General features: G+C 62.1%; 20 protein-coding genes and 1 pseudogene. 8 read left to right on the forward strand and 13 right to left on the reverse strand.

The window, feature by feature from the left end; translation table 11 throughout:
- Window positions 1-17 precede the first annotated feature (17 nt).
- From ACLIMP_RS22615 to ACLIMP_RS22625, 3 genes are all read left to right on the forward strand, one after another.
- Window positions 18-191 (forward strand): hypothetical protein, encoded by a 174-nt coding sequence (locus ACLIMP_RS22615; protein ID WP_185998994.1) that lies wholly within the window; start codon window positions 18-20, stop codon window positions 189-191.
- Window positions 192-361: 170 nt separating this feature from the next.
- Window positions 362-1,306, forward strand: a complete 945-nt coding sequence (locus ACLIMP_RS22620) for a TIGR03557 family F420-dependent LLM class oxidoreductase (RefSeq protein ID WP_185998995.1) — start codon at window positions 362-364, stop codon at window positions 1,304-1,306.
- A 58-nt stretch (window positions 1,307-1,364) separates the two neighbouring features.
- Window positions 1,365-1,562 carry a hypothetical protein gene (locus ACLIMP_RS22625; RefSeq protein WP_185998996.1) on the forward strand — a complete coding sequence of 66 codons (198 nt, stop codon included), beginning with the start codon at window positions 1,365-1,367 and terminating at the stop codon, window positions 1,560-1,562.
- Window positions 1,563-1,714: 152 nt separating this feature from the next.
- On the opposite strand, the gene ACLIMP_RS22630 is transcribed toward ACLIMP_RS22625, so the two are convergent.
- From ACLIMP_RS22630 to ACLIMP_RS22645, 4 genes are all read right to left on the reverse strand, one after another.
- Window positions 1,715-1,978 (reverse strand): hypothetical protein, encoded by a 264-nt coding sequence (locus ACLIMP_RS22630; RefSeq protein ID WP_185998997.1) that lies wholly within the window; start codon window positions 1,976-1,978, stop codon window positions 1,715-1,717.
- Window position 1,979: 1 nt separating this feature from the next.
- Window positions 1,980-2,222 (reverse strand): DUF421 domain-containing protein, encoded by a 243-nt coding sequence (locus ACLIMP_RS22635; RefSeq protein ID WP_221937246.1) that lies wholly within the window; start codon window positions 2,220-2,222, stop codon window positions 1,980-1,982.
- Window positions 2,223-2,315: 93 nt separating this feature from the next.
- Entirely contained in the window at window positions 2,316-2,927 is a 612-nt protein-coding gene (locus tag ACLIMP_RS22640) for a general stress protein (protein ID WP_185998998.1), read from the reverse strand.
- A gap of 24 nt (window positions 2,928-2,951) precedes the next feature.
- Window positions 2,952-3,245 (reverse strand): hypothetical protein, encoded by a 294-nt coding sequence (locus ACLIMP_RS22645; protein ID WP_185998999.1) that lies wholly within the window; start codon window positions 3,243-3,245, stop codon window positions 2,952-2,954.
- Between the two features lie 301 nt (window positions 3,246-3,546).
- Here ACLIMP_RS22645 and ACLIMP_RS22650 point away from each other — a divergent pair.
- A protein-coding gene (locus ACLIMP_RS22650) for an IS3 family transposase (RefSeq protein ID WP_185999001.1) occupies window positions 3,547-4,714 on the forward strand; the annotation gives its coding sequence in 2 pieces (ribosomal slippage) (window positions 3,547-3,800 and window positions 3,799-4,714; 1,170 coding nt in all).
- Between the two features lie 98 nt (window positions 4,715-4,812).
- On the opposite strand, the pseudogene ACLIMP_RS22655 reads toward ACLIMP_RS22650, so the two are convergent.
- The 5 genes and pseudogenes from ACLIMP_RS22655 to ACLIMP_RS22675 all read right to left on the reverse strand — a co-directional run bounded on the left by ACLIMP_RS22655 (window position 4,813) and on the right by ACLIMP_RS22675 (window position 12,488).
- Window positions 4,813-8,123, reverse strand: a pseudogene (locus ACLIMP_RS22655) (error-prone DNA polymerase).
- A gap of 28 nt (window positions 8,124-8,151) precedes the next feature.
- On the reverse strand, window positions 8,152-9,237 hold the full coding sequence (gene dinB, locus ACLIMP_RS22660; RefSeq protein ID WP_185999003.1) for a DNA polymerase IV: 1,086 nt from the start codon (window positions 9,235-9,237) through the stop codon (window positions 8,152-8,154).
- Between the two features lie 278 nt (window positions 9,238-9,515).
- A complete protein-coding gene (locus ACLIMP_RS22665) occupies window positions 9,516-10,109 on the reverse strand; it encodes a hypothetical protein (RefSeq protein ID WP_185999004.1) in 594 nt (197 codons plus the stop codon).
- A 167-nt stretch (window positions 10,110-10,276) separates the two neighbouring features.
- Window positions 10,277-11,812, reverse strand: coding sequence for a Y-family DNA polymerase (locus ACLIMP_RS22670; protein ID WP_443478407.1), 1,536 nt, complete (start codon window positions 11,810-11,812; stop codon window positions 10,277-10,279).
- Window positions 11,727-12,488, reverse strand: a complete 762-nt coding sequence (locus ACLIMP_RS22675; protein ID WP_185999006.1) for an ImuA family protein — start codon at window positions 12,486-12,488, stop codon at window positions 11,727-11,729. The genes ACLIMP_RS22670 and ACLIMP_RS22675 overlap by 86 nt, the downstream gene beginning before the upstream one ends.
- 339 nt (window positions 12,489-12,827) lie before the next feature.
- On the opposite strand from ACLIMP_RS22675, the gene ACLIMP_RS22680 reads away from it, so the two are divergent.
- The 3 genes from ACLIMP_RS22680 (at window position 12,828) to ACLIMP_RS22690 (ending at window position 15,315) form a co-directional block, all read left to right on the forward strand.
- The gene (locus ACLIMP_RS22680; RefSeq protein ID WP_443478918.1) at window positions 12,828-13,481 is read left to right on the forward strand and encodes an SOS response-associated peptidase; all 654 of its coding nucleotides are present in this window, start codon (window positions 12,828-12,830) and stop codon (window positions 13,479-13,481) included.
- Window positions 13,385-14,496 (forward strand): IS3 family transposase gene (locus tag ACLIMP_RS22685; protein ID WP_443478919.1). Its coding sequence is split into 2 segments (ribosomal slippage): window positions 13,385-13,586 and window positions 13,586-14,496, totalling 1,113 coding nucleotides; the frame shifts between segments, so codons are not numbered across the junction. The genes ACLIMP_RS22680 and ACLIMP_RS22685 overlap by 97 nt, the downstream gene beginning before the upstream one ends.
- 42 nt (window positions 14,497-14,538) lie before the next feature.
- Entirely contained in the window at window positions 14,539-15,315 is a 777-nt protein-coding gene (locus ACLIMP_RS22690) for a carboxylesterase family protein (RefSeq protein WP_443478920.1), read from the forward strand.
- Between the two features lie 52 nt (window positions 15,316-15,367).
- Here the strand turns inward: ACLIMP_RS22690 and ACLIMP_RS22695 are convergent, their stop codons facing one another.
- The 4 genes from ACLIMP_RS22695 to ACLIMP_RS22710 form a co-directional block, all read right to left on the reverse strand.
- Window positions 15,368-16,576 carry an alpha-amylase family glycosyl hydrolase gene (locus tag ACLIMP_RS22695; protein WP_443478408.1) on the reverse strand — a complete coding sequence of 403 codons (1,209 nt, stop codon included), beginning with the start codon at window positions 16,574-16,576 and terminating at the stop codon, window positions 15,368-15,370.
- Between the two features lie 5 nt (window positions 16,577-16,581).
- Window positions 16,582-18,693 carry a glycogen debranching protein GlgX gene (gene glgX, locus ACLIMP_RS22700; RefSeq protein ID WP_443478409.1) on the reverse strand — a complete coding sequence of 704 codons (2,112 nt, stop codon included), beginning with the start codon at window positions 18,691-18,693 and terminating at the stop codon, window positions 16,582-16,584.
- 4 nt (window positions 18,694-18,697) lie between these two features.
- Entirely contained in the window at window positions 18,698-19,894 is a 1,197-nt protein-coding gene (locus ACLIMP_RS22705; RefSeq protein WP_443478410.1) for a sugar phosphate nucleotidyltransferase, read from the reverse strand.
- A 404-nt stretch (window positions 19,895-20,298) separates the two neighbouring features.
- Window positions 20,299-21,452 (reverse strand): IS3 family transposase gene (locus tag ACLIMP_RS22710; RefSeq protein WP_443478411.1). Its coding sequence is split into 2 segments (ribosomal slippage): window positions 20,299-21,194 and window positions 21,194-21,452, totalling 1,155 coding nucleotides; the frame shifts between segments, so codons are not numbered across the junction.
- A 675-nt stretch (window positions 21,453-22,127) separates the two neighbouring features.
- Between ACLIMP_RS22710 and ACLIMP_RS22715 the strand changes: the two genes are divergently transcribed.
- Window positions 22,128-22,406 carry a hypothetical protein gene (locus ACLIMP_RS22715; protein ID WP_185999016.1) on the forward strand — a complete coding sequence of 93 codons (279 nt, stop codon included), beginning with the start codon at window positions 22,128-22,130 and terminating at the stop codon, window positions 22,404-22,406.
- Window positions 22,407-22,425: the final 19 nt, after the last annotated feature.

The following is a 22,425-nucleotide window of genomic DNA, read 5'->3' on the forward strand; positions in this document are numbered from 1 at the left end:
AAAGGCATCGCAAATCGATGAGCACTTCAGACAAACCAAGCGTCCGAAGACTGGGCCGTGCCGGCATCTTTGTCGTCGTGGTTATTCTCGGGGTTATCGTGCTGGTATTCGCCGGACGAAATGTTTGGCATGCTGAAAAGCTGGATCAAGAGCAGGAAACCGGGGTCAAAGAGCAGAGCGGCCTCAATTAATCCCAGTAGGCTTCCGGCATTGCCCATGTCTGAGGCGAGAGTGAGCGGCGTACTGGAAGCTACCTCGCCGGATGGCCGCCGCGCGGCTGGTTGTCCATCTGTTGGATGAGAGCCTGCGAACCCATCCCGCGGCCCGGGTGCTCGAAACGCGAACGATGAGGAGAGATAAGATGGCGCGCTTCGGCTACAAGCTAATGAGCGAAGAACACGGACCGAAGGGCTTGATCGAGAATGCCATAGCGGCCGAACGCGCGGGCTTCGACTTTGTCTCGATCTCCGACCATTACCATCCATGGCTCTTCGCTCAGGGTCATTCCTCCTTCGCCTGGAGCGTGCTTGGAGCAATCGCACACGCAACCTCGAAGATCGACATAACGACAGGCTTGACCTGCCCGATCATCCGCTATCACCCGGCAATCATCGCGCAAGCCGCCGCGACGATTGCGGTCATGAGCGACAACCGCTTCTCACTGGCAGTCGGTGCCGGCGAACGGCTCAACGAGCATGTGACGGGAAATCTGTGGCCCTCCATCCCGGAGCGCCATGCCATGCTGGAAGAGGCCATCGATATTTTTCGGCTGCTGTGGTCAGATGGGGCTCACAGCTTTCAGGGCGCATTTTTCACGCTGGATCATGCCCAGATCTTCGACCTTCCGAGCGAGCCGATCCCTGTTATCCTGGGAGTGAGCGGCCCGGCGTCGCTCGAACTGGCAAGATCCAAGGCGGACGGCATCATGACAACCGATCCTAAGGCGGCAATTGCCAATAGCTCTCCCGAGGGTCCGAGATACGTCGAAGTCGCTCTCGCTTATGCGCACAGTGAGGAAGAGGGCCGCAAGATTGCACACGAGCGCTTTCGCTTTTCGGCGTTCGACTGGTCGGTCAACAGCGAGATCCCGACGGTGGAGGGCTTCGAAGCAGCGACGAAATTCGTGCGCCCCGACGACCTTGCCGACAAGATCACTGCCGGCCCCGACGCCGACAAGCATCTTGAAACTATAAGCAAGGCCATCGATGCTGGCTTCGATCACATCGTGCTGACCGGAATTGGGCCGGACCAGGCTGGCTTCCAGCGCTTTTTCGAGGAAAGTCTGCGTCCCCGGCTGGGTGGATAAGCGGTTCCGCACCAGCGGCGATTGCAGCGTAAGCAGCGGCGGAGGTTGCAGTTAGAGGATGAACGACATGACGGATAAAAAGGAAAAAGAACTCGCGCAGGGGCTCGGCTCAATCGTCAAGGGCTACGCCAAGAGACTCGCAGGAGAAATCGCTCCGCGCCCCGACCTTGTGGTGGAAGGCGAAAAGGAACAGACCGAGGGCCTGCGCCATATCCGCGAGGCGAAACAGAAAACACAGGAGCGGAAGGCGGATTGAAATTAGGAGGCCAGGACGCAATGTCCATTTCCTCCTCGATATGTCACCCACCGGGCCCGGGGAAATGCTGCAAATGCGCGGCGCTCTTGATCATCGAGGCCTACCGGCAACTTGGCGCTTTGGCCTTAGGTGCCAAGTAACTTGGCGGATGATCAGGCTCCGGTTCGTGCGCCAACGATGAGGTATCGCCATACGCCAACCGCGTTGATTGCGAGCAGGACCAGGTTCTGCCAGCCAATGCCCTCGCTGTCCGGATTTAGGAAGCCCCAGGCGATAAGGGCAAGTGAACTGGAGACAAAGATGACCATTGCCCGCCCGGTCCACAGCCTGCCCAGATTGAGCGATACAAGCAGCGATGCGACTACGGCAGCGCCCGCGCCGTAGTATTGAAGCGCATCTCTCAACCAATCGGGCATCTCAAGCCTTTCCACGCGGAACGAGGCTGATCTTGCCGCCGCGCTCTGATGTGGCGAGTCCCACGTTTTCGACATGCGCGACCTGTTCCATCCGCGGGCCTCCCATCAGATCGGCTGTGCTGACGCCATGGCGTTTCATGACTTCGGCGTCGAACGGCCTTTGACAAAGCTCGCCAATTCCACGGGTTCCCCTAAGAGCCTCCCTTTCAAGGCGCAGGGGATGCACCGCCTCAGCCTTGAGCACGGCGCACATCGCCCCCCCAAGCGGCGTGACAGCTCGCCCCTTGAGGAGCGAACTGTCACAGGCGGTATCAAATTCTCCGCTTGGGTGAGTCAATCAATAGCGAGGCGAGAGCCCGTATCGCACCCTCTCCTGTTCGACCTCCTCAGGCGTGTAAGCTGGCGCATTCTCGTCGAATCGAGTCCAACCATTGTCCCGGTAGCTGGCTCCGCGCGCAGCGATATCGACGGAACCGACAGTATCGACTGCAGCATTGGCGCGATCGACTTCGGCATCGTCAACCTTTGCACTGAGCAGCACTCCGCCCCGGCGCACGCCTTCGGAATAGACCTGCGCCTCCTCGTCGGTGTGTCCGGCGTGCGTGAGTGCACCGACGATTCCTCCAGCTGCTGCGCCGCCGACTGCGCCAACGCCTGCACCGACCGCAGCAGCGGCCAGCCATCCGGCAGCAACGATCGGACCGAGGCCAGGAATGGCCAACATCCCCAATCCAGCAAGAACGCCGCCAGCACCACCCAGCACGGCGCCGGCGGAGGTGCCTGCAGCGACTGCGCCGCCCTCGCTCACACCCTCACGGATATGTTCTCCATGAGCATTGTTGGCGATAACGCTGATGTCGTCGCGGGGCACGCCAATGCTTTCAAGCTCGCGAATTGCCTCTGCGGCATCCGCATAATTGTCAAAGAGACGAGTGATTGTCTTTGTCATGATCTTTCTCCGCGCTGGGGGGGGTCAGTGGACGGTGACATTGCCCTTGTAATCGAGTGCAACCGTCACGGGCTTGCCGTGCCGCATGGCCTTCCCCTGCCAGACGCCATTCTCGTTTTGTGTAAGCGTGCCGATGTTCGTGTAGCCGGCCTTGGCAATCCGGCCTCGTGCCTGATCCTCTGTGAAGGAGTTGTGCCCCTTCGCAGCGTTTCGCGTGGTGGCTACAGTGGGGTCCTTAACCGCCGGGTTGTGCGACTGCGCGTAGGCAGCAGAAGACCCCAGCGCGGCAGCAAGTGCCGCGCCAATTACAATTTTCATGATGTTTCTCCTCTCTGCTGACCTAACGAATCCGCGCGTTGTTGGTTGCCCGGAGAGGTCGCTGCGGAGAAACGTTTGCCGTTTCATCGGTTTTTCCTGCAGAGGTTCAGACCATTGGCAAGGACCGACTATGAATCAGTTATTTACAAGGATCGCAACGGCGATCGCGGGCGCGGCCGGGAAGCCGATCACGTTTGCCTTGGCCTTGTTGCTGATAGTCGTTTGGGGGGTCTCCGGCTGATCTGCCCCCTTCTGAGTGGCCCAAAATCTGTTTTAGATTTGGCCACGAAGGAGGACTTGAATGGCGAGGAAGCACAAGCCGGAAGAGATCATCGGCAAGCTGCGTGAAGCGGAGATCGTGCTGGCGCAGGGCGGAACGGTGGCGGATGCGTGTCGCCGGATCGGCGTCACCGAGCAGAGCTACTACCGCTGGCGCAAGGAGTATGGCGGCCTGAAGATGGACCAGGCTCGGCGCATGAAAGAGCTTGAGAAGGAAAACGCCCGGTTGCGGCGGGCGGTGTCAGATCTGACGCTGGACAAGTTGATCCTACGGAGGCCTCGCGGGGAAACTTCTGAGCCCCGCGCGCCGCAGGCGCTGTATCGATCATATCCGGGGCATGATGCCGGTGTCCGAGCGGCGGGTCTGCCGCGTGCTCGGTCAACATCGATCGACGCAGCGCAAAACGCCGCGTGGGGCGGATGACGAAGCAGCCCTGACCGAGGATATCATCGCGCTTGCCCGGCAGTATGGCCGCTATGGCTATCGCCGGGTGACGGCCTTGCTGCGCGATGCCGGTTGGCATGTGAACCGCAAACGGGTGGAGCGCATCTGGCGCCGTGAAGGGCTCAAGGTGCCGCAGAAGCAACCGAAGCGTGGAAGGCTCTGGCTGAACGACGGATCATGTATCCGCCTGCGGCCGGAATATCCGGGCCATGTGTGGTCTTACGACTTCGTCGAGGGACGCACACATGATGGCCGCAAGTTCCGCATCCTGTCGATCATCGACGAGGCCAGCCGCGAGTGCCTCGCCTTACCCATCGCGCGACGGCTGCGCAGCGAGGACGTGCTGGCGGCTCTCGCCGAGTTGTTCGTCACACGGGGGCCGCCGGCGCACATACGGTCAGACAATGGCCCTGAATTTATCGCCAATGCCGTGCAGCAATGGCTGGCGAAGATCGGCGTGAAGACGCTCTACATTACACCCGGCAGCCCATGGGAAAATGGCTACTGTGAGTCCTTCAACGGCTCGATGCGTGATGAGCTCTTGAACGGGGAGATCTTCTACACCTTGGCCGAGGCGAAGATCCTGATCGAGGCCTGGCGGCGGCACTACAACACCGTCAGGCCTCATAGTTCGCTGGGGTATCGACCGCCGGCCCCGGAGACGGCGACGGCGCCATGGCTGCCCTCCGGTTCCGCTACGCTGCACCTACGGCCAGCCATGGCGCCGGAGGCAATCTTACACTAACAAACAACCCGGACCACTCGGTGGGGGCCGGTCAGTCTCTCCTGTGCCGTTCCGGCAGGAGAAAGACGCGCGACTATGCCGAATGGTTGGCTACGAGATCAGCGGAAATCCCGCGATTTTTGCAGAGGGTTCGGCATAACCTCGGGCTCGGCATAAATCCCTTTATGCCGAACTCGGCATAAAGGATCCAGAATGTTGCGGGCGGCAGGATGCTTCTCGACCGGATCGCGCGGATCGGGCCCGCCGCCATTCTTCGCCCCATCGCCGCGCCCGAGAGGCAGCGGGAACGCGTCGTGAGTGCCGCCGCGCTCGCGCCCCACGGCAGATAGCAGCGGTGTCAGATCGACCAGCGTCTTAGCGATGACGTGGATCACGTCTCCCTCTCGCTGAACCACGCCCTCGACGCCCAGCATCCTCGCACCCATGACGATCCGGCGGTTCTCCTCGAACATGCGCGGCCAGACGATGAGGTTGGCGATGCCCGTCTCGTCCTCGATAGTGATGAAGAGCACGCCCTTGGCAGAGCCTGGCCGCTGGCGCACCAGTACGAGACCTGCAAGCGAGATACGGCGCCCATCGCGAATGCTCTCGAGCGAGCGGCAGGGCGCGATCTTCCTGGCGTCGAGGTCCTCTCGGAGAAACGCCACTGGATGGCGCCTGAGCGTCAGGCCAACGTGGCCGTAGTCCTCGACCACCTCCCTGCCCTCGGTCATCGCACGCAGCAGAACCGGCTGCTCGACGATCTCATGGATGAAACCGTCGCCGCGCGCCTCCGCGGCAGCGAAGAGCGGCAATTGCTCATCGCGCAGCGCCTTGATCGCCCACAGCGCTTCGCGCCTAGCGAGCCGAAGCGATGGGCGAAAGGCATCAGCCTCGGCGAGTTTGCCGAGAGCGGCCGCTGGAACATCGGCCCGGCGCCACAGCTCTTCGACGCTGATGTAAGGCTGATCCGCTCGCGCGGCGACAATCCTTGCCACATCTGCCTCTGCGAGCCCACGCACCATCCGCATGCCGAGGCGCATGGCGAAGCGATCGTCCTCGCCGCTGCTCGCGGTGGGTTCGAGCGTGCAATCCCAACGCGAGGCATTGATGCAGACCGGCCGCACTTCGACCCCGTGCGCCTTGGCATCCGCCACGATCTGCGCCGGAGCATAGAAGCCCATAGGCTGGGCATTGAGCAGGCTGGCGCAGAAGACATCGGGATGCCAGCACTTGAGCCAACAGGATGCATAGGCAATCAGCGCGAAGCTCGCGGCATGGCTCTCGGGAAAGCCATAGCTGCCGAAGCCCTCAAGCTGGCCAAAGGTCTTCTCGGCGAACTCGGCGGTGTAGCCGCGCTCGGTCATGCCGGTGACGAGCTTCTCCTTGAATTTCGAGACGCCGCCGGTGAACTTGAATGTCGCCATGGCGCGCCGCAGCTGGTCAGCCTCGGTCGGGGTAAAGCCCGCGCACTCGATCGCGACCCGCATGGCCTGCTCCTGGAACAGCGGGACGCCCAAAGTCTTGCCGAGGACCTTTTCGAGTTCGGGCTTGGGGTAATGGATCGGTTCCTTGCCGGCACGCCGGCGCAGATAGGGATGGACCATGTCGCCCTGGATCGGCCCGGGCCGGACGATCGCGACCTCGATGACGAGATCGTAGAACGTGCGCGGCTTGATGTGCGGCAGCATCGCCATCTGCGCGCGGCTTTCGATCTGGAAGGCGCCGAGCGTATCGGCTGCGCGGATCATGGCGTGCGTGGGTCCTCGGGCGGGATGGTGCTGAGATCCATCTCGATGCCCTTGTGCTGGCTGAGGAAATTGAACCCACGCTTCATGGCGGTCAGCATGCCGAGGGCCAGGCAATCGACCTTCATGAACTTCAGGATGTCGATATCGTCCTTGTCCCATTCGATGACCTGACGGTCCGGCATGGCCGCCGGCTCAATCGGAACCAGTTCGTCGAGCCGGTCATGGGTAAGCACGAAGCCGCCCGGATGCTGCGACAGGTGCCGGGGCGTCCCGATCAGCTCGCGCGCAAGGTCGATGGCAAGCCGCAGCCGCCGATCACCGAGATTGAGGTTCAATTCCTTGACGTGGCGGTCCTCGACGCCGTCTTCGCTCCAGCCCCACATCTGACCGGACAGCGACTTGATGAGGTCTTCGGAGAGGCCGAGCGCCTTCCCGACATCGCGGATGGCGCCCTTGGCGCGGTAGCGGATGACCGTGGAGCAAAGCGCTGCGTGATTACGCCCATAAGTCTCGAAAACCCACTGCATGACGATTTCGCGCCGCTCGTGCTCGAAGTCGACGTCGATGTCGGGCGGCTCCTTGCGCTCCTGGCTGATGAAGCGCTCGAATAGCAGATCGGAGCGCGCAGGATCGATCGAGGTAATGCCAAGCACATAGCAGACCGCGCTGTTGGCCGCCGAACCTCTGCCCTGGCACAGGATTTCACGGCTGCGCGCGAAGCGGACGATCGAATTGACCGTCAGGAAGTACGGGGCATAACCAAGCTCGCCGATGAGCGAGAGTTCGTGCCGTAGCAGCCGCGCCACCTCGTCCGGGAGGCCTTCGGGATAGCGCTCTGCGGCCGCTTCCCAGGTCAGCTTTTCGAGGACTTGCTGCGAGGTCAGGCCGGGGATCGCGGTTTCCTCGGGGTATTGGTAGCGCAGTTCGCCCAGCGAGAAGCGGCAGCGCTCGGCGATCTCGATGGTGCGCGCCAGTGCCGCTTCATAGCGGCCATGGAGCCGGTACATCTCGGCAGGCGGCATGAGGAAACGGTCGGCATTGGTTTCGCGCCGCGCGCCGAGTTCGTCGATCGTGCAGCGATGGCGAATGCAGGTCATAACCTCCTGCAGTACGCGGCGATGGGGATGATGGTAGAGGACATCGTCGGTGACGACGGTCGCCACTTGGTGCCGTGCGGCCAGGTTGGACAGGGCGTGAAGCCGCATCTGGTCGCCGGGCCGGCGATGCAGCGTCAGGGCGAGATAGCACCGGCCCGAGAAGATCCGTTCGAAGCGGCCAATGACACCCTCGGCGTCCTGAACTTCGCCCGGCAGCAGGATCGCCAGCAGCCCTTCGGCATGGTCCGCCACATCGTCCCAGCCGATCAGGCACTTGCCCTTCCCGCCCCGCTGCTTGCCCCGGCTGAGGAGGCGGCAAAGGCGGGCATAGCCAGCCCGGCCCATGGGATAGACGAGGAGTGAGTGCCCTTCGGTGAGGTCGAGCCGGCAACCGACGATGAGGCGGACGCCCGTCGATCGCGCGGCATCGTAGGCGCGCACGATCCCGGCGAGGCTGTTGCGGTCGGTGATGGCGAGCGCCTCAAGCCCGTGCGCCGCTGCCGTGGCAAACAGTTCCTCGCAACTCGAAGCCCCGCGCAGGAACGAGAAATGCGAGGCGCATTGGAGTTCGGCATAGCGCATGGCTGTTTAGCCCTTCAGCAAGGCTTTCTCAGGCGAGCCCATCCGCAAACAGGGGCAGCGCGGCGCCCGCTTCCTGTTGCTCGAAGCCCGATACCGTCACGCCGACAAGGCGTACGCCCTTTTCGGTCGGCAGCACCTGGCGAACGAGTGCGAGGCTTGCTTCGCGCAGCTGCGCATGACTGCGCACGGTCGCCGGAAAAGTCTTGCTGCGCGTGATCTGCTGGAAGTCGGCGTATTTGACCTTCACGGTCACCGTCCGACCGAAGGACTGCGCCCGTTCGCACCAGGTCCAGACATCGTCGGCCTGGCCCAGCACGCCGGCCTCGATCTCCGTATCTGCGACCAGATCACGCTCGAACGTCGTCTCGCTGCCTGACGACTTGCGTTCCCGATCCGGATTGACCGGTCGCTCATCGATGCCGCGCGCAATCTGGTAGTACCATTCGGCCGAGCTACCGAAATGCTCTTGCAGGAAGGCGAGCGTCTTGGCGCGCAGATCGGCGCCGGTCTCAATGCCAAGCGCCTCCATCTTGCGCGCGGTGACGGGGCCCACGCCGTAGAAGCGCTTCACCGGCAGGCTCTCTACCCAGGCGCCGCCCATATCGGGCGTTACGGCGAACTGGCCGTTGGGTTTCTTCTGATCGGAGGCAAGTTTGGCGAGGAACTTGTTGTAGGAAATGCCGGCAGACGCCGTGAGGCCCGTTTCCTCCAGGATCCGCGCACGGATTTCCTTGGCGGTCAGCCAGGCGGTGGCAATCGCCTGACGATTGGGGGTCACATCGAGATAGGCCTCGTCGAGCGAGAGCGGCTGAATGAGATCGGTGTAATCGGCGAAGATCGCATGGATCTGCCGCGAGACCTCCTTATACACATTGAAGCGCGGCGGCACGAAGATGAGGTCAGGGCAGCGCCTCTTCGCCGTGACTGAAGGCAGAGCCGAGCGCACACCGAAGACACGAGCCTCATAGCTTGCCGCCGCTACCACACCGCGTGCGGCCGGATAGCCGACAGCCACCGGCTTGCCCCTCAGCGCCGGATCGTCGCGTTGCTCGACCGACGCAAAGAAGGCGTCCATGTCGACGTGGATGATCTTTCTGGGCGGAGACTCGGCCATTCCTCGCTGTTAGCACGAATGGAACATTTAGGGAACATTCCCGATATTCGCGCCGTGCCGCACCCAAGCACTGCGTCTTATGCCGATTTTATAAAACGCAATCAGATTGGGCAACACTGGTTGCACTCCTTGCATTTGATCGGAAGATCGTTCGCCCACATATGGCGGGGGCCTTTCAGGCATCCTCTCCCAAAGACTTTCCAAGCCGGCCCTCGTGGCCGGCTTTTTTTCGTCCTGTACGCTTTGCTGCCCCAATATTCTGCCCGCAAACAGCCGGATCAGGCAGCCTCGGATTGCTTTCGTTTTGGAATGCCGACAACGCCGTTTACGAGCCACGCGGCCAGTCGCCAGAACACTTCGAGTCCGGCTATAACGGCTAAAGCGGCACCGAGCGTATCCAGAATCCGCTCCCGCCAGATAACATATGCCTGCTTCTCTGCGATCACGGCAGCCTGTCGATCGACGTCGGAGGTTGGATCGAAACCGGCTGCCATTCCTTGGGCATACCGCGTGGCCTCGTCCTTGGGCCAGCCGGTCCACCCGCTCCCCTCCTCGCTGACCGGGATCAGCATTTCGCCTTGATCGGACACACGCGCTTTCAGACAGAGCCGCCCAAGAATGGGGACGCCGCCGGCAATTCGGTGAATGTCATCAAATTCATTTGTTCCGGGATGCTTACTGCTAAGTGAGGCGGGGTCGGCCTCGCAGTTCAAATGGTCGTCGATTTGCCAAGGGCTGTTCGGGCCATCGATCGCGAAGCCGACAACCACGTCGGGCTGGAAGTTGACGAGAACCGTCGCTGCAACACCCGCCGCGCCAAATTGCAGCAAACGTACGACACGAGAACCCCACTTGTACCACCTAGCTTGCATGTTTCCCCCGAAAAACGCCTGATCCGCCGCGCCCGATTGTCGTACGCGGTACAACATACGACCTAAAACAAAACGAAAAACTGCTGTTATCTCAATGCAATCCCCCCATCGAGGATGGCTTACTGCAGGCCATTAGTCGCTTGATATCGGCATTTCCCCCGCGTTTCTCAGGCAAAGATTCCATGCAGGAACCAGTCCTGCCTGCCGGTGGCGGCATCCATCCCGTCGCCCTGCCGGAAGACCCAGTAGCGTGCGCCTGTCTCGTCCTCGACGAGGAAATAGTCGCGCACGCTTAGCCATTCCGCTTCGCTCAAATGCCATTCGCCATAAATGCGCTCGGGCCCGTCGGCTCGCTTCACACGCCGACGCACGCCGCGCCACACAAAATGAACCGGCGGATGGTCGGGTAGAAGCGCCATTGTCTCGATCGCCTCGGGTCTTGCAAACAAGCGCACCGGACGCGGCCAGCGCTCAGGCCAGCGCAGCAACGTCGGATCCGCCATCGGCGCAATGCGCATCACCGAACGCTCGGGAATATGGCTCTCGCGCGCGGCGACACGGAACAACCGCTCCTCGCCAACCCGATTGCCGAGGATATCGACGAGCGCGGATACGTCGGGAACGGGTTTGTCGCCGAGACTCGACATGGTCCGCAGGCCCAGCGGCTCGATCACCGGCGCAGCCAGGACCATGCGCTCGATGCCATAGCCGGGATCGACGGTTTCAATCCTATCGCACAGCAGCCGGGCTAGCTGCTTCTTCTCGCGGCTCGCCTTGGCAAGGCCGGCGCGGATGGCCTGGACGGCATTGTCGACGCGGTGAAAGCGAAGATCGAGCCGGCGCGCGCCTAACCCCGCCTCCTCCAGCACCTGGCAGAGCGCCTCGACCAGTTTGCGGGTGTAACGCGCGATCGTCTCCGGGGCCCCGATCGGTTCAGCAAAGCGGCGCTCGACCTCGATCTGTTTCGGCGCCTCGACCGGCTCGAAAGGTTCGGACAGCCTCCCATAAATCTGGTCGAGCCGCCGGCCGGGATCGGAACCGAACCGCAAGGCGAGCGAGGCACGCGGCATTGCCTCCAGTTCGGCGATTGCCTCAATGCCCAGCGCGGCGAGGATTTCGATGGCCTTGGCCTCCAGGCGAAGGGCCGCAAGCGGCAGGCGCGCAACTGCTTCGACAAGGTCTGCGGGATCGACGACGGCAAGTCCTTCGGGGCGCAACATCTCGCCCCCGAACCGGACAAGTGCATGCGCAGCCCCGTAGGTCGGCGCGCAGACGGCGCGCGCGGCGGTCTCCACTTCCGCGAGCCGGCGCAGCATGTCGGCAAGCAGTCCCTCGGTCCGGCCGTAGCTATGGGTTGCCCCGGTCACGTCGAGCATCAACCCATCAGGCGCATCGAGCGCAATGAGCGGCGAGTATTTGCGCAGCGACCAGACCGCGAGGCGCTCCAGCGCCTCTTCATCGGCTGGAGGGTCGGCATCCATGAGCAGCAAATCGGACACCAGCGCCTGCGCCTGGGTCACCGCCATGCCTACGTGCAGGCCAAGCGCGCGCGCAGGCATGCTTGCTGCTGTCAGCACGCGGCGCCGCCCTTCCATGCCTGCCAAGACCAGCGGCGCGTCAGGCGGCGGTGCTTGCCGCCCAAGCCTGCGCCGCAGCCGGTCGATCGGCCAGGTCGGCAGGAAGAGCGAGACGACCTGTCTCATCACAGGATTCCAGAAGAAAATCGGCGCTCTCGCCAGCCCGGCACCGGATGAGCTCGACGAACCAGCGCGACCGCCCGACGCCGGGCACCGGCAAGATTTCCGACGGGACCGCCGTCACTCGCCAGCGCGTCGCCGCCGCCGTCGGCTGCCCGAAATCGGCCGCATCCTCGTGCCTCCGCCAACGGCGCAGCGCGATCCCGATCGCGCCGCTGGTTTCCGCGGCCAGCAGCAGGCGGCGAGATACCGGCATCGAGAGCCGTGACACCTCGGCAACCACACCGCCGAGCCCACCATGGCGCAGCCCCTCCTCGAAGCAGGCGAGCACCGAAGTCTCATCCTGCGCTTCAAGATAGATGACACGATCAGGATCGAGCCCAGCCTGGGCGATGGCCGGCGCGAAGAGATCGGCCTTGGTCATGCACCAGAGAATCTTGCCTTCGGCGCGCGCCATGATCCCGGCGGCGAACAAGGCTGCAGCCGCGCCGTCGGTCACGCCCTGGGCGCCGCCGGCCACTTCATGGAGCGAACCCAGCGCAAGCCCTCCGCCGGGTAGCTTGGCATCGATCGCGTCGAGTCCAAACGGCAGGACATCGCGCGCGCGCCTGTCTCCACCCTCGATCTCGGCGATCCGGGCGCGCAAGGCGTCAATGCGAGATGGCGACCCTCGCTCCGTCATGAAGGGCCTCCTTGTGGCTCTGCGATGGAATTTGTGTTCTTCTTTTGTTCCATTCAGACTAAGAGTCAACGCCGCGCCTGGAACGTGGCAATCTGCGGGCACGAAAGCGCCCGAAATTCAGGCGATAAGGAGGAAAGATTTTACGCCGCGCAGATGCCTGACGCTTCCAGTTCCGGGCAGAGCCACATGCACTGGGACTTTGAGATGAGCGAATCGGAATGCACGAAGCACCGGCAGCGAACGCTCACTCTTTGCCGAGCTTCCCCGCAGGCGTAGGATTGGTTTTGAAAGGATGCTCCCATCTGCAACCTCTATCGCCTGACGACCCCGGCCAGCGCGATCGCCGCGCTTTTCGACACCGAGCCGTCGAGCGGGGCCAATTATCTCGAGGTGGTGGCACCGACAGGCCCCGGCTTGGTAATTTCCCAAAGCCAAGTCCGGGCGATGGCCTGGGGCTTCCCGCGTACCGATCCAAGCAAAGTGACCGGCGAGATGCTGAAGCCTCACCCCATCTACAATGCGCGTGCAGACAAGATCGGTTCGAAGTTCTGGCGCGGGAGCTTTGCGCGGCGTCGCTGCCTCGTTCCAATAACCGCCTGGGCCGAACCGGAAGGTAAAAAAGGAAAGATGACCCGGACCTGGTTCTCGCTACCCGGCGAGGAGATTTTCGCAGTCGCCGGCATCTGGCGGCGTAGCGACGAATGGGGACACGTTTTCTCGATGATGACGGTTCCCGCGCACGAGGCCATGCTGGATCTCAACGACCGCATGCCAGTTGATCTGCCCCCTTCTGAGTGGCCCAAAATCTGTTTTAGATTTGGCCACGAAGGAGGACTTGAATGGCGAGGAAGCACAAGCCGGAAGAGATCATCGGCAAGCTGCGTGAAGCGGAGATCGTGCTGGCGCAGGGCGGAACGGTGGCGGATGCGTGTCGCCGGATCGGCGTCACCGAGCAGAGCTACTACCGCTGGCGCAAGGAGTATGGCGGCCTGAAGATGGACCAGGCTCGGCGCATGAAAGAGCTTGAGAAGGAAAACGCTCGGTTGCGGCGGGCGGTGTCAGATCTGACGCTGGACAAGTTGATCCTACAGGAGGCCTCGCGGGGAAACTTCTGAGCCCCGCGCGCCGCAGGCGCTGTATCGATCATATCCGGGGCATGATGCCGGTGTCCGAGCGGCGGGTCTGCCGCGTGCTCGGGCAACATCGATCGACGCAGCGCAAAACGCCGCGTGGGGCGGATGACGAAGCAGCCCTGACCGAGGATATCATCGCGCTTGCCCGGCAGTATGGCCGCTATGGCTATCGCCGGGTGACGGCCTTGCTGCGCGATGCCGGTTGGCATGTGAACCGCAAACGGGTGGAGCGCATCTGGCGCCGTGAAGGGCTCAAGGTGCCGCAGAAGCAACCGAAGCGTGGAAGGCTCTGGCTCAACGACGGATCATGTATCCGCCTGCGACCGGAATATCCGGGCCATGTGTGGTCTTACGACTTCGTCGAGGGACGCACACATGATGGCCGCAAGTTCCGCATCCTGTCGATCATCGACGAGGCCAGCCGCGAGTGCCTCGCCTTACCCATCGCGCGACGGCTGCGCAGCGAGGACGTGCTGGCGACTCTCGCCGAGTTGTTCGTCACACGGGGGCCGCCGGCGCACATACGGTCAGACAATGGCCCTGAATTTATCGCCAATGCCGTGCAGCAATGGCTGGCGAAGATCGGCGTGAAAACGCTCTACATTACACCCGGCAGCCCATGGGAAAATGGCTACTGTGAGTCCTTCAACGGCTCGATGCGTGATGAGCTCTTGAACGGGGAGATCTTCTACACCTTGGCCGAGGCGAAGATCCTGATCGAGGCCTGGCGGCGGCACTACAACACCGTCAGGCCTCATAGTTCGCTGGGGTATCGACCGCCGGCCCCGGAGACGGCGACGGCGCCATGGCTGCCCTCCGGTTCCGCTACGCTGCACCTACGGCCAGCCATGGCGCCGGAGGCAATCTTACACTAACAAACAACCCGGACCACTCGGTGGGGGCCGGTCACGGCGAGGATTACCGTCGTGGGCGAGAGCGCGGGAGGATCCTCCGCGCAGAACCTACCCGTATCGCCAGAGACGAAGGGGCTTCTCGCCGGTGCGGTGATAATGTCTGGTGGCGACGGCAGATCACTCCTCGAACCCGATGCCTCTGCAGCTGAAAAGGCGGCAGTGGCTTTCGGCGAAGCTAAAGGCATCGCCGCGAATGACGCCAGTGCCCTGGCAAAGTTGCGCGCACTGCCCGCCGAACAAGTTGTGGACGGACTCAATCTTATGCATAGGGGCCCCACCTACGCGGGACCTTTCGCAGATGGGCGCATCGCAGTAAACCCGATAGCCGCATTCGAATCCGGGCGATTCAATCACGTGCCTGTGATGGTTGGTGCGACGAGCGCGGATATAGGCGGGCCAACCGGACCGATGATCGCGGGCGCACGGCGGGTGGCCACTACCCTCACTCGCGCGGGGGTGCCTGTTTATGCTTACCGATTTTCGTATGTGGCAGAATCGCTTAATCGGTTCGGCGCGGGTCACGCCAGCGATATACCATTCTTCCTAGATACTCAGGCAATTAAATACCGGGAAAACACGACGCCTAGCGACAACGGCATGGGCACAACCATCAGTTCCTATCTGGTTAATTTCGTGAAGACAGGCGATCCGAATGGTGCCGCCTTGAAGCGTTGGTACCGATACAATCCGGACAAAGACGAAATCATGAATTTCACGACTAGCGGAAGCGCAAGTTTTGAACAAGATCTCCAACCCAATTCGAACCCTCCAAGACGATAGCTGGTGGAAGTCAGTGCCATACTTGGCCCAATAAAATTAGATCGCAGGGGAGTTATGGAGCCTCAATGATGATCTCCTGAAGCTCCCCAATTATTATCCTGCAAATTTTGTTAACATCGCTCACCTTGGTCGGCGGAGCGTCTGCAGAAGGTTCCCCACGCAATGTATCCGTGGCCGGGCGGGGCTGCCCCTGCTCCACGTAACCGTCGCACAGGGCGGTTTCGATGTCGGCCAGGGGGTCGGCGGCGAACGGGGCGTAATAGCTTTCTTCCTCACCCGTCAGCAGGCAATGGACGGCGTGGTGCCAATCGTCGTTCCATGTGGCATCGAAGGGGGCGCCCTTGCCGAAATAACGCGTCAGATTACGCTCGTCCTCGGTAATGAGGTGGATCGGACGGCCCCAATCAACTGCCCGAACGCGCTGGCCCAGTTCGTCCAGGAAATGGACCGGCGAACGATCCTCTATTGCATGCACCGCATCCAGCCGTAGCCCGTCGAGCCGATAGTCGGCCAGCCAGTACAGCGCATTCTCGATGAAGAAATCCCGCACGGCTGCCGTCTCGTAAGCGATGCCCTGACCCCACGGCGAGCGGCGATCGGGATGGAAGAAGGATGGGCACCAAGCCGCCAGATAGTTGCCGGAAGGGCCAAGATGATTGTGGACCACATCCAGCAAAACCCCCATTCCCAAGCCGTGCGCGGCGTCGACAAAGCGACGCAAATCGTCAGGCGAGCCATAGGCGCTATGAGTGGCATAAGGCAAAACGCCATCGTATCCCCAGCCATACCGGCCGTCGAACTGGGCAACTGGCATCAGTTCAATCAGCGTGACGCCCAAATCGCGCAGGCGGCAAAGCCACGCTGTGGCGGCCGCGAAAGTACCGTCCCCCGTGAATGTGCCAAGATGCATTTCGTAGATAACCGCTTGGGTCCACGGCAGCCCCGCCCATTGGTTACGCCATGCAAAGCCCTCGGGATCGACCAATAGAGAGGGGCCGTGGACATCTCCCTGCTGCGTGCGTGCGGCGGGATCGGGATAAGCGAAGCCATCGACGACGAAACGATAGCTGTCACCCGCCTGGGCGTCGGTTTCGACGCTCCACCAGCCCTCGCCCTGCCGCTCGAGATCGTTGCTGCCGGTTGGTAGCTCGACCGCGACCGCCTTCGCGTCCGGCGCCCAGAGACGAAAGCGCCAACGGCCGTCGACCAGCGGTGAAGCACCCCAGGACTTTGTTGTGCGGACCGATGTCTTGACCGGCATCCGCCTCACGCCGGTGCGAAGACGCTGACGCTGGCGGCGGGGATGATCGCCGTACCGTTCTCCACCGCCTCGGCTTCGAAGGCCTCGTTGCGGGAGCTATCCACCACGCGGTGCCAGTTCGCGATGCCGTTGTGGCCCGGCAGCGTAAAGGTCACCTCGTCACCGGCGTTGAGCACGATGAACAGCGGCCGCTCGCCCTCGACAAAGGCCTCCTGCGCGGAATAAGTCAGGAAGAGGCCCAGCACGCGCAGTTCGGTCTGGGCCCATAATTCGGCGTCCATCTCCCGCCCGTCGGGCTGGTGCCAGGCAATTTCGACCCGGCCATCCTCGACGGGGTCACCATTCAGGAAGTTGTCCTGCGAGAGCACCGGGTGGTCGCGCCGAAAGCCCACCATGCGGGCGCTGAACGCCAGCAACGCGTCGTCCTTGTCCGCCCAATCCACCCAGGCGATCTCATTGTCCTGGCAGTAGACGTTGTTGTTGCCGTGCTGGCTGTTGCCGAATTCGTCGCCGGCAAGGATCATCGGCACGCCCTGGCTGAGCAGCAGCGTCGCCAGCATGGCGCGGCGGCGGCGGGCCCGGGCCTCGTTGATGCCGGCGTCTTCGGTCGGCCCTTCCACGCCCATGTCATGGGAGAGGTTGTTGTCGTGCCCGTCCGCGCCGCCCTCTCCGTTCGCATCATTGCGGCGTTCGTTGTAGGAGACGGTGTCGAGCAGCGTGAAACCGTCGTGGGCCGCAAGGAAGTTGACCGAAGAGGTCGCACCCCGATCGGAGTGGTTGAACTGTTCGGGCGATCCGATCAGATGATTGGCAAGGTCTCCCACCAGTGCCGGATCGCCGCGCCAGAAACCGCGCGCGGTATCGCGGAACTTGTCGTTCCATTCGCGGAAGGGATAGGGAAAGCCGCCGACTTGATAGCCGCCACTGCCCACGTCCCACGGCTCGGCGATCAGCTTTATACCGGAGAGGATCGGATCCTGCCGGATCGCATCGAAGAAGCCGCCTTCGCGGTCGAAGCCCATCGCTTCACGGCCGAGAGTGGAAGCAAGGTCGAAGCGAAACCCGTCCACATGCATCACTTGCACCCAGTAGCGCAGAGAATCGAGCACCATGCGCATGACCATCGGATGCGCCACGCTAAGGGTATTACCCGTGCCGGTCTGGTCGAAGCTGTAGCGGGGGTTTTCGGGCGAAAGGACGTAGTAACTGGCGTTATCCAGCCCCCGAAAGCTGAGCGTCGGCCCGCGCTCGGACCCTTCGGCGGTGTGATTGTAGACTACGTCCATGATCACTTCGATGCCGGCTTGGTGGAACCGCTTCACCATGTCCTTGAACTGGCGGATCGCCCCGGAGCCTCCGTGTCCTCCCCTGCGACCGGGCCCCAGATAACGCGGCTCCGGCGCGAAGTAGCCCAGCGTCTGATACCCCCAGTAGTTCGATAGCCCCTTGTCCAGCAGCATGCGGTCATCGAGGAAGAATTGGCAGGGCAACAGTTCGATCGCCGAAACGCCCAGCTTGCGCAGGTGATCCAGGATCGGTTCGCTGACCATGCCCGCATACGTGCCGCGCAGTTCCTCCGGCACATCGGGGTGGAGCATGGTGAGCCCGCGAACGTGCGCCTCGTAAACCAGCGTTTCACCCCAGGGCCGACGGATGGAGTTGTCTCCCTCCCAATCGAACGCCGGGTCCTGCACCACGCCCTTGATCATGAAGGGCGCGGAATCGCGAACGTCGAACGTCAGATCGTCGCCGCCCGAAAGATCATAGCCCCACAGAGCGTCGTCCCATTGCAGGCTGCCGGCAATTTCGCGCGCATAAGGATCGAGCAGAAGCTTGTTGGCATTGAAGCGATGGCCGCGATTGGGCTCGTAGGCTCCATGGGCGCGATAGCCGTAAAGCTGGCCGGGTAACGCGCCGGGCACATAGCCGGAGAAGATCGAGCCTTCGCGGCTCGGCATTTCCAGCCGGGCGACTTCCTCTTCGCCGTCCTCGGAAAACAGGCACAGTTCCATGGCCTCGGCATTTTCAGAGAAGATCGCGAAGTGCGTGCCCTCCCCCGTGAACTCCGCACCCAGTTCGTGATATTGCCGGTCCGGCTTGGAGAAAGCGAACGTCATCGCGTCAGGCCGCCGGGATGACGGGGATGATTGCAGGAGCCGGGATTTCTCCGATGCCCCTGATCGACGGCCTTTCCGGAAGGATCCTGCGCTTGTGCCGCAGGACAGCGAGATGCCGCAGTGCCCTTGCAGAAACCAGACGGATGCCACCGGGGGAAACGATGCACCAGTCGCCGAACTCGGCTATGGTCTCATCAAGGTTGAAGCCATCGGGAACTAGCGCATCGGCTGTCACGATCGCGTTGGACATGGATACCCACCGCCCGATGCGCGCGCCCGGCAGAACCGCGACGTTTCGCAGGAGTGAGCCTCCGCCCGCCCCGATTGGACGATCATCCGCTCGACCGGCCACGGGCCATGCGGGATCGAGGACCAGCCCGCCTGCCGCCAGCCTCATCTGCACCGCGTGGTAGGCATCGAGGGTGCCCAGATCCTGCCATAGCGGTTCCTCCCCGCCCCTTCCGGGCAAGGCGTAGGCAAAGGCGGTTCCCGCCGCGACCAGGTGGGGGACGATGTGCTTTCCGAAATCCAGATCGGGCACTGTCGTCACCATCGCCTGCAACAGTGCGCGCAGCACGTCCCACTTGAACACGTAGATGCCCATCGACGCCAGCGCATGGCCCGGCCGATCCCTGACTGCGGGCGCGATCCGGGGTTTCTCGACGAAGGCAGTGATGCGGTCGGATGTGTTGACGGCCAAAATGCCGAACTCGCTCGCCTGCGATACCGGTACATGAACGACACCGACCGTTACCGATGCGGCCTGATCGACATGCCGCTGCACCAAAGGCCGATAGTCCATCTGGTAGAGGTGATCGCCGGCCAGCACCACCACGTGTTCGGGCGGCTCGCGGTCGATCCGATCCATCACGCTGGCCACCGCGTGGGCCGTTCCGGCGAATGGCCCGTGGTCCGATCCATCGAGCACCGTGAACGTGCATGAGGCATGGTTGGACTGCCACGATCGCTCCAGATGATCGTGCAGCGTGGCAGGCGCATGCTGGGTCAGCACCATCGCCTTCCGCAATCCGGAATTGACGACATTTGCCAGAGTGAAATCGATCAGCCGGAGATTGGGGCCAATCGGAATTGCCGGCTTCGCTTCGCAGTCCGTCAGATCGTGGAGACGGCTTCCTTTGCCGCCGGCCAGAACGATGGAAAGTACTCCACTGGGCGACGGAACGACTTTCGTGAATTCCATGTATCCCCTCGGTCGGATCTTGGGTTCTGCGGCACAATTCGCCAACCGAGCGAGGGGTTCCGTCCTGTTAACTTATATCAAGACGATTTTTTTGCCGGAGGCAGCTTCGATCTCGCCATCGCTATCTCAGCCGAAAGAACACGGCAGCACCCGGTTACCCACCAGAACAATCTCCGATCCTCACCCACTAGCGAGGCTTGCGACCGACGTCACCGCCACCGCCGTGAATACCTGGATGGCGACGCTCGGAAATCATGTCGCTGCGCTCGTTCGGATCATTGCTTGGAGGTTCGCCTCCTTCCTGCGATGAAGAGCCTTCACAGTCGCCCTGCTTTTCGGGCGATGACTCGATCGCTGGAGCTTTGCGGGACTTTCCCTGGATCTGCCCCCCGGCGGTCCCTCGATCATAACGAGAGCCTTGCGGTTGAATATTCCGGCGCGCTCGCCTGCACAAGCGCGTTGGGCGTAATGCTATCGTCCTGCACGAACGTCCGACGCGCTTGTGCAGGCGTTCGATTTCCTAACGATGAGTGGGGCCTAACATGGTTATAGTCGTAGCGCCAGATGCTCAGCTTCCGACGGGCATCGGCCAGGCTGTCGAACAGTTCCTCGTTGAGCAGCTCATCGCGCAATGAGCCGTTGAAGCTTTCGATGAAGCCGTTCTGCTGGGGTTTTCCGGGGTCGATGTAATGCCACTCGACCTTGTTCTTGCTGGCCCACTGCAGGATCGCCCGGCTCGTAAATTCAGTGCCGTTGTCACTGACAATGCAAGCCGGTTTCCCGTGTAGGCGAACCAGAGCATCCAGTTCGCGCGCCACTCGAGCTCCCGAGATGCTGGTGTCCGCGACCAAGCACAGGTTCTCCCGGCAGCAATCATCGTTGATCGCCAAAATCCTGAACTTGCGCGACGCGCCAAACGTATCGGCGACAAAGTCCATCGACCAGCGGTCACCGGGGCGAAGTGCCCCGGGCACTGGCGTACGACTGCCCCGGGCACGCTTGCGGCCACGCCGTCGGCGCACGGACAAACCTTCCTCTCGATATAGTCGGTAGAGCTTCTTGTGGTTCATGCTCATGCCCTTGCGCTCCAGCATGACGCCGATCCGACGATAGCCGAACCGACGGCGCTGCCCTGCGATTTCTCGCATGGCTTCGCGGATGGCTCCGTGGTCCGGCGGGCGTTCGCGCCTGACCGTCTTGGGGGCGACGCCAATCAGCACGCAGGCCCGACGCTGCGAGACTTGGTCGTCCCGCATCACACCGAGCGCCACGTCGCGCCGCTGGCCCGGCGTCGTCAGCCTTTTCCCAGCAGGTCTTTCAGGATCGCGTTGTCTAGCATGCTGTCGGCCAGGAGCCGCTTCAGCTTGCCGTTCTCGTCCTCCAATTGCCGCAACCGATGGGCGGCTGATACCTCCATGCCGCCGTACTTCGCCTTCAGCTTGTAGAAGGTCGCCGTGCTCAGCCCGTGCTTCCGGCAAACCTCCACCGTTGGAAGTCCAGCCTCCTGCTCCTTGATCATCCCGATAATCTGCGCATCGGTGAAACGGCTTTTCCTCATGCGTCTGCTCCTTCTCGTGGGCAGACTCTACATCAGAATGAGGGACCTTTCGGGGGGCAGGTCACCCCCTTTAGACCCCGGACTTCGAGTTCACTTGTTTTCTGCGCGTCCACTCCTTCTACGACTTCGCTGTTTTGAGTTTCGACATTCGCACCATCGCCCGACGAGATGGCTGGCCCGATGGATGTTTGACCGTTCATGAGCGTTCTCCTTTGCGGAGGAAAGGCCAGCACTGCGACAAAGTTCCCCAGCCACCAGCGCATCGCCTGGTACGCCATCGTGCTACGCTTCGATCTGCTGCGCAGACCCGGTGCTTCGGCGCGAAGAACCCGTCGATGTCGACCCGATTTTCCGTCCTTGTAAGTATTTCGGCTTTGGCAAGCTAAAGCAGTGCCATCGGCCAGTTAGCTAGGACCCCTTCCACTCCAGATCACTTTCAGACAGCTTGCAAATCGGCCGACTGGGTTCCCTATCTTAAGTACGTTCTGAATGCGTGGCGTTATGAAGCACCGCGTCAAATTCAGCTGCCGGCCGAACGGTTGCTTAACTCAGATCAAGCCTATTTTGTCTCACCCTCGGGAGCCAAATCGGATTCCACCGCATTGTCTTTGCATGGCACGAGATACAATAGGGACGCCGGTGGCACTAGTACTTGCTGGCTCGCATGAGATGGCAATGGACAGCATCCGCGATCTTGACCACCGCGGCTTCGCCGTGCGGTATTTTGATGCCGCATGGGACGCCCTTGCTCTTTTTGGTGAGGAGATGCCGAACGTCGCGTACATAGGTTTGATACCTTGGAGTTCCCAGCTGGAGCTCCTGTTCGCCGACCTCGACCGCTACGGCGTGCCGGTTGAGCCGCTACCGCGATCAGGCACTGTTTCGGATCTGAATACGACCTCTTCGCCCTTTAATTGCCAAATGCCTACCGACACACAGCGCTTCGAGCGCTGATTTTAACCGGCAGGCTCCC

The sequence above is a fragment of the Novosphingobium aeonii genome (assembly GCF_052279045.1).
GTDB lineage: Bacteria > Pseudomonadota > Alphaproteobacteria > Sphingomonadales > Sphingomonadaceae > Novosphingobium.

Bases quoted from the DNA above. Each gene is read 5' to 3' on its own strand.
- ACLIMP_RS22615 (WP_185998994.1), top strand. From the start codon at position 18: ATGAGCACTTCAGACAAACCAAGCGTCCGAAGACTGGGCCGTGCCGGC.
- ACLIMP_RS22620 (WP_185998995.1), top strand. From the start codon at position 362: ATGGCGCGCTTCGGCTACAAGCTAATGAGCGAAGAACACGGACCGAAG.
- ACLIMP_RS22625 (WP_185998996.1), top strand. From the start codon at position 1,365: ATGAACGACATGACGGATAAAAAGGAAAAAGAACTCGCGCAGGGGCTC.
- ACLIMP_RS22630 (WP_185998997.1), bottom strand. From the start codon at position 1,978: ATGCCCGATTGGTTGAGAGATGCGCTTCAATACTACGGCGCGGGCGCT.
- ACLIMP_RS22640 (WP_185998998.1), bottom strand. From the start codon at position 2,927: ATGACAAAGACAATCACTCGTCTCTTTGACAATTATGCGGATGCCGCA.
- ACLIMP_RS22645 (WP_185998999.1), bottom strand. From the start codon at position 3,245: ATGAAAATTGTAATTGGCGCGGCACTTGCTGCCGCGCTGGGGTCTTCT.
- dinB (WP_185999003.1), bottom strand. From the start codon at position 9,237: ATGGCCGAGTCTCCGCCCAGAAAGATCATCCACGTCGACATGGACGCC.
- ACLIMP_RS22665 (WP_185999004.1), bottom strand. From the start codon at position 10,109: ATGCAAGCTAGGTGGTACAAGTGGGGTTCTCGTGTCGTACGTTTGCTG.
- ACLIMP_RS22670 (WP_443478407.1), bottom strand. From the start codon at position 11,812: ATGAGACAGGTCGTCTCGCTCTTCCTGCCGACCTGGCCGATCGACCGG.
- ACLIMP_RS22675 (WP_185999006.1), bottom strand. From the start codon at position 12,488: ATGACGGAGCGAGGGTCGCCATCTCGCATTGACGCCTTGCGCGCCCGG.
- ACLIMP_RS22695 (WP_443478408.1), bottom strand. From the start codon at position 16,576: ATGCCGGTCAAGACATCGGTCCGCACAACAAAGTCCTGGGGTGCTTCA.
- glgX (WP_443478409.1), bottom strand. From the start codon at position 18,693: ATGACGTTCGCTTTCTCCAAGCCGGACCGGCAATATCACGAACTGGGT.
- ACLIMP_RS22705 (WP_443478410.1), bottom strand. From the start codon at position 19,894: ATGGAATTCACGAAAGTCGTTCCGTCGCCCAGTGGAGTACTTTCCATC.
- ACLIMP_RS22715 (WP_185999016.1), top strand. From the start codon at position 22,128: ATGGACAGCATCCGCGATCTTGACCACCGCGGCTTCGCCGTGCGGTAT.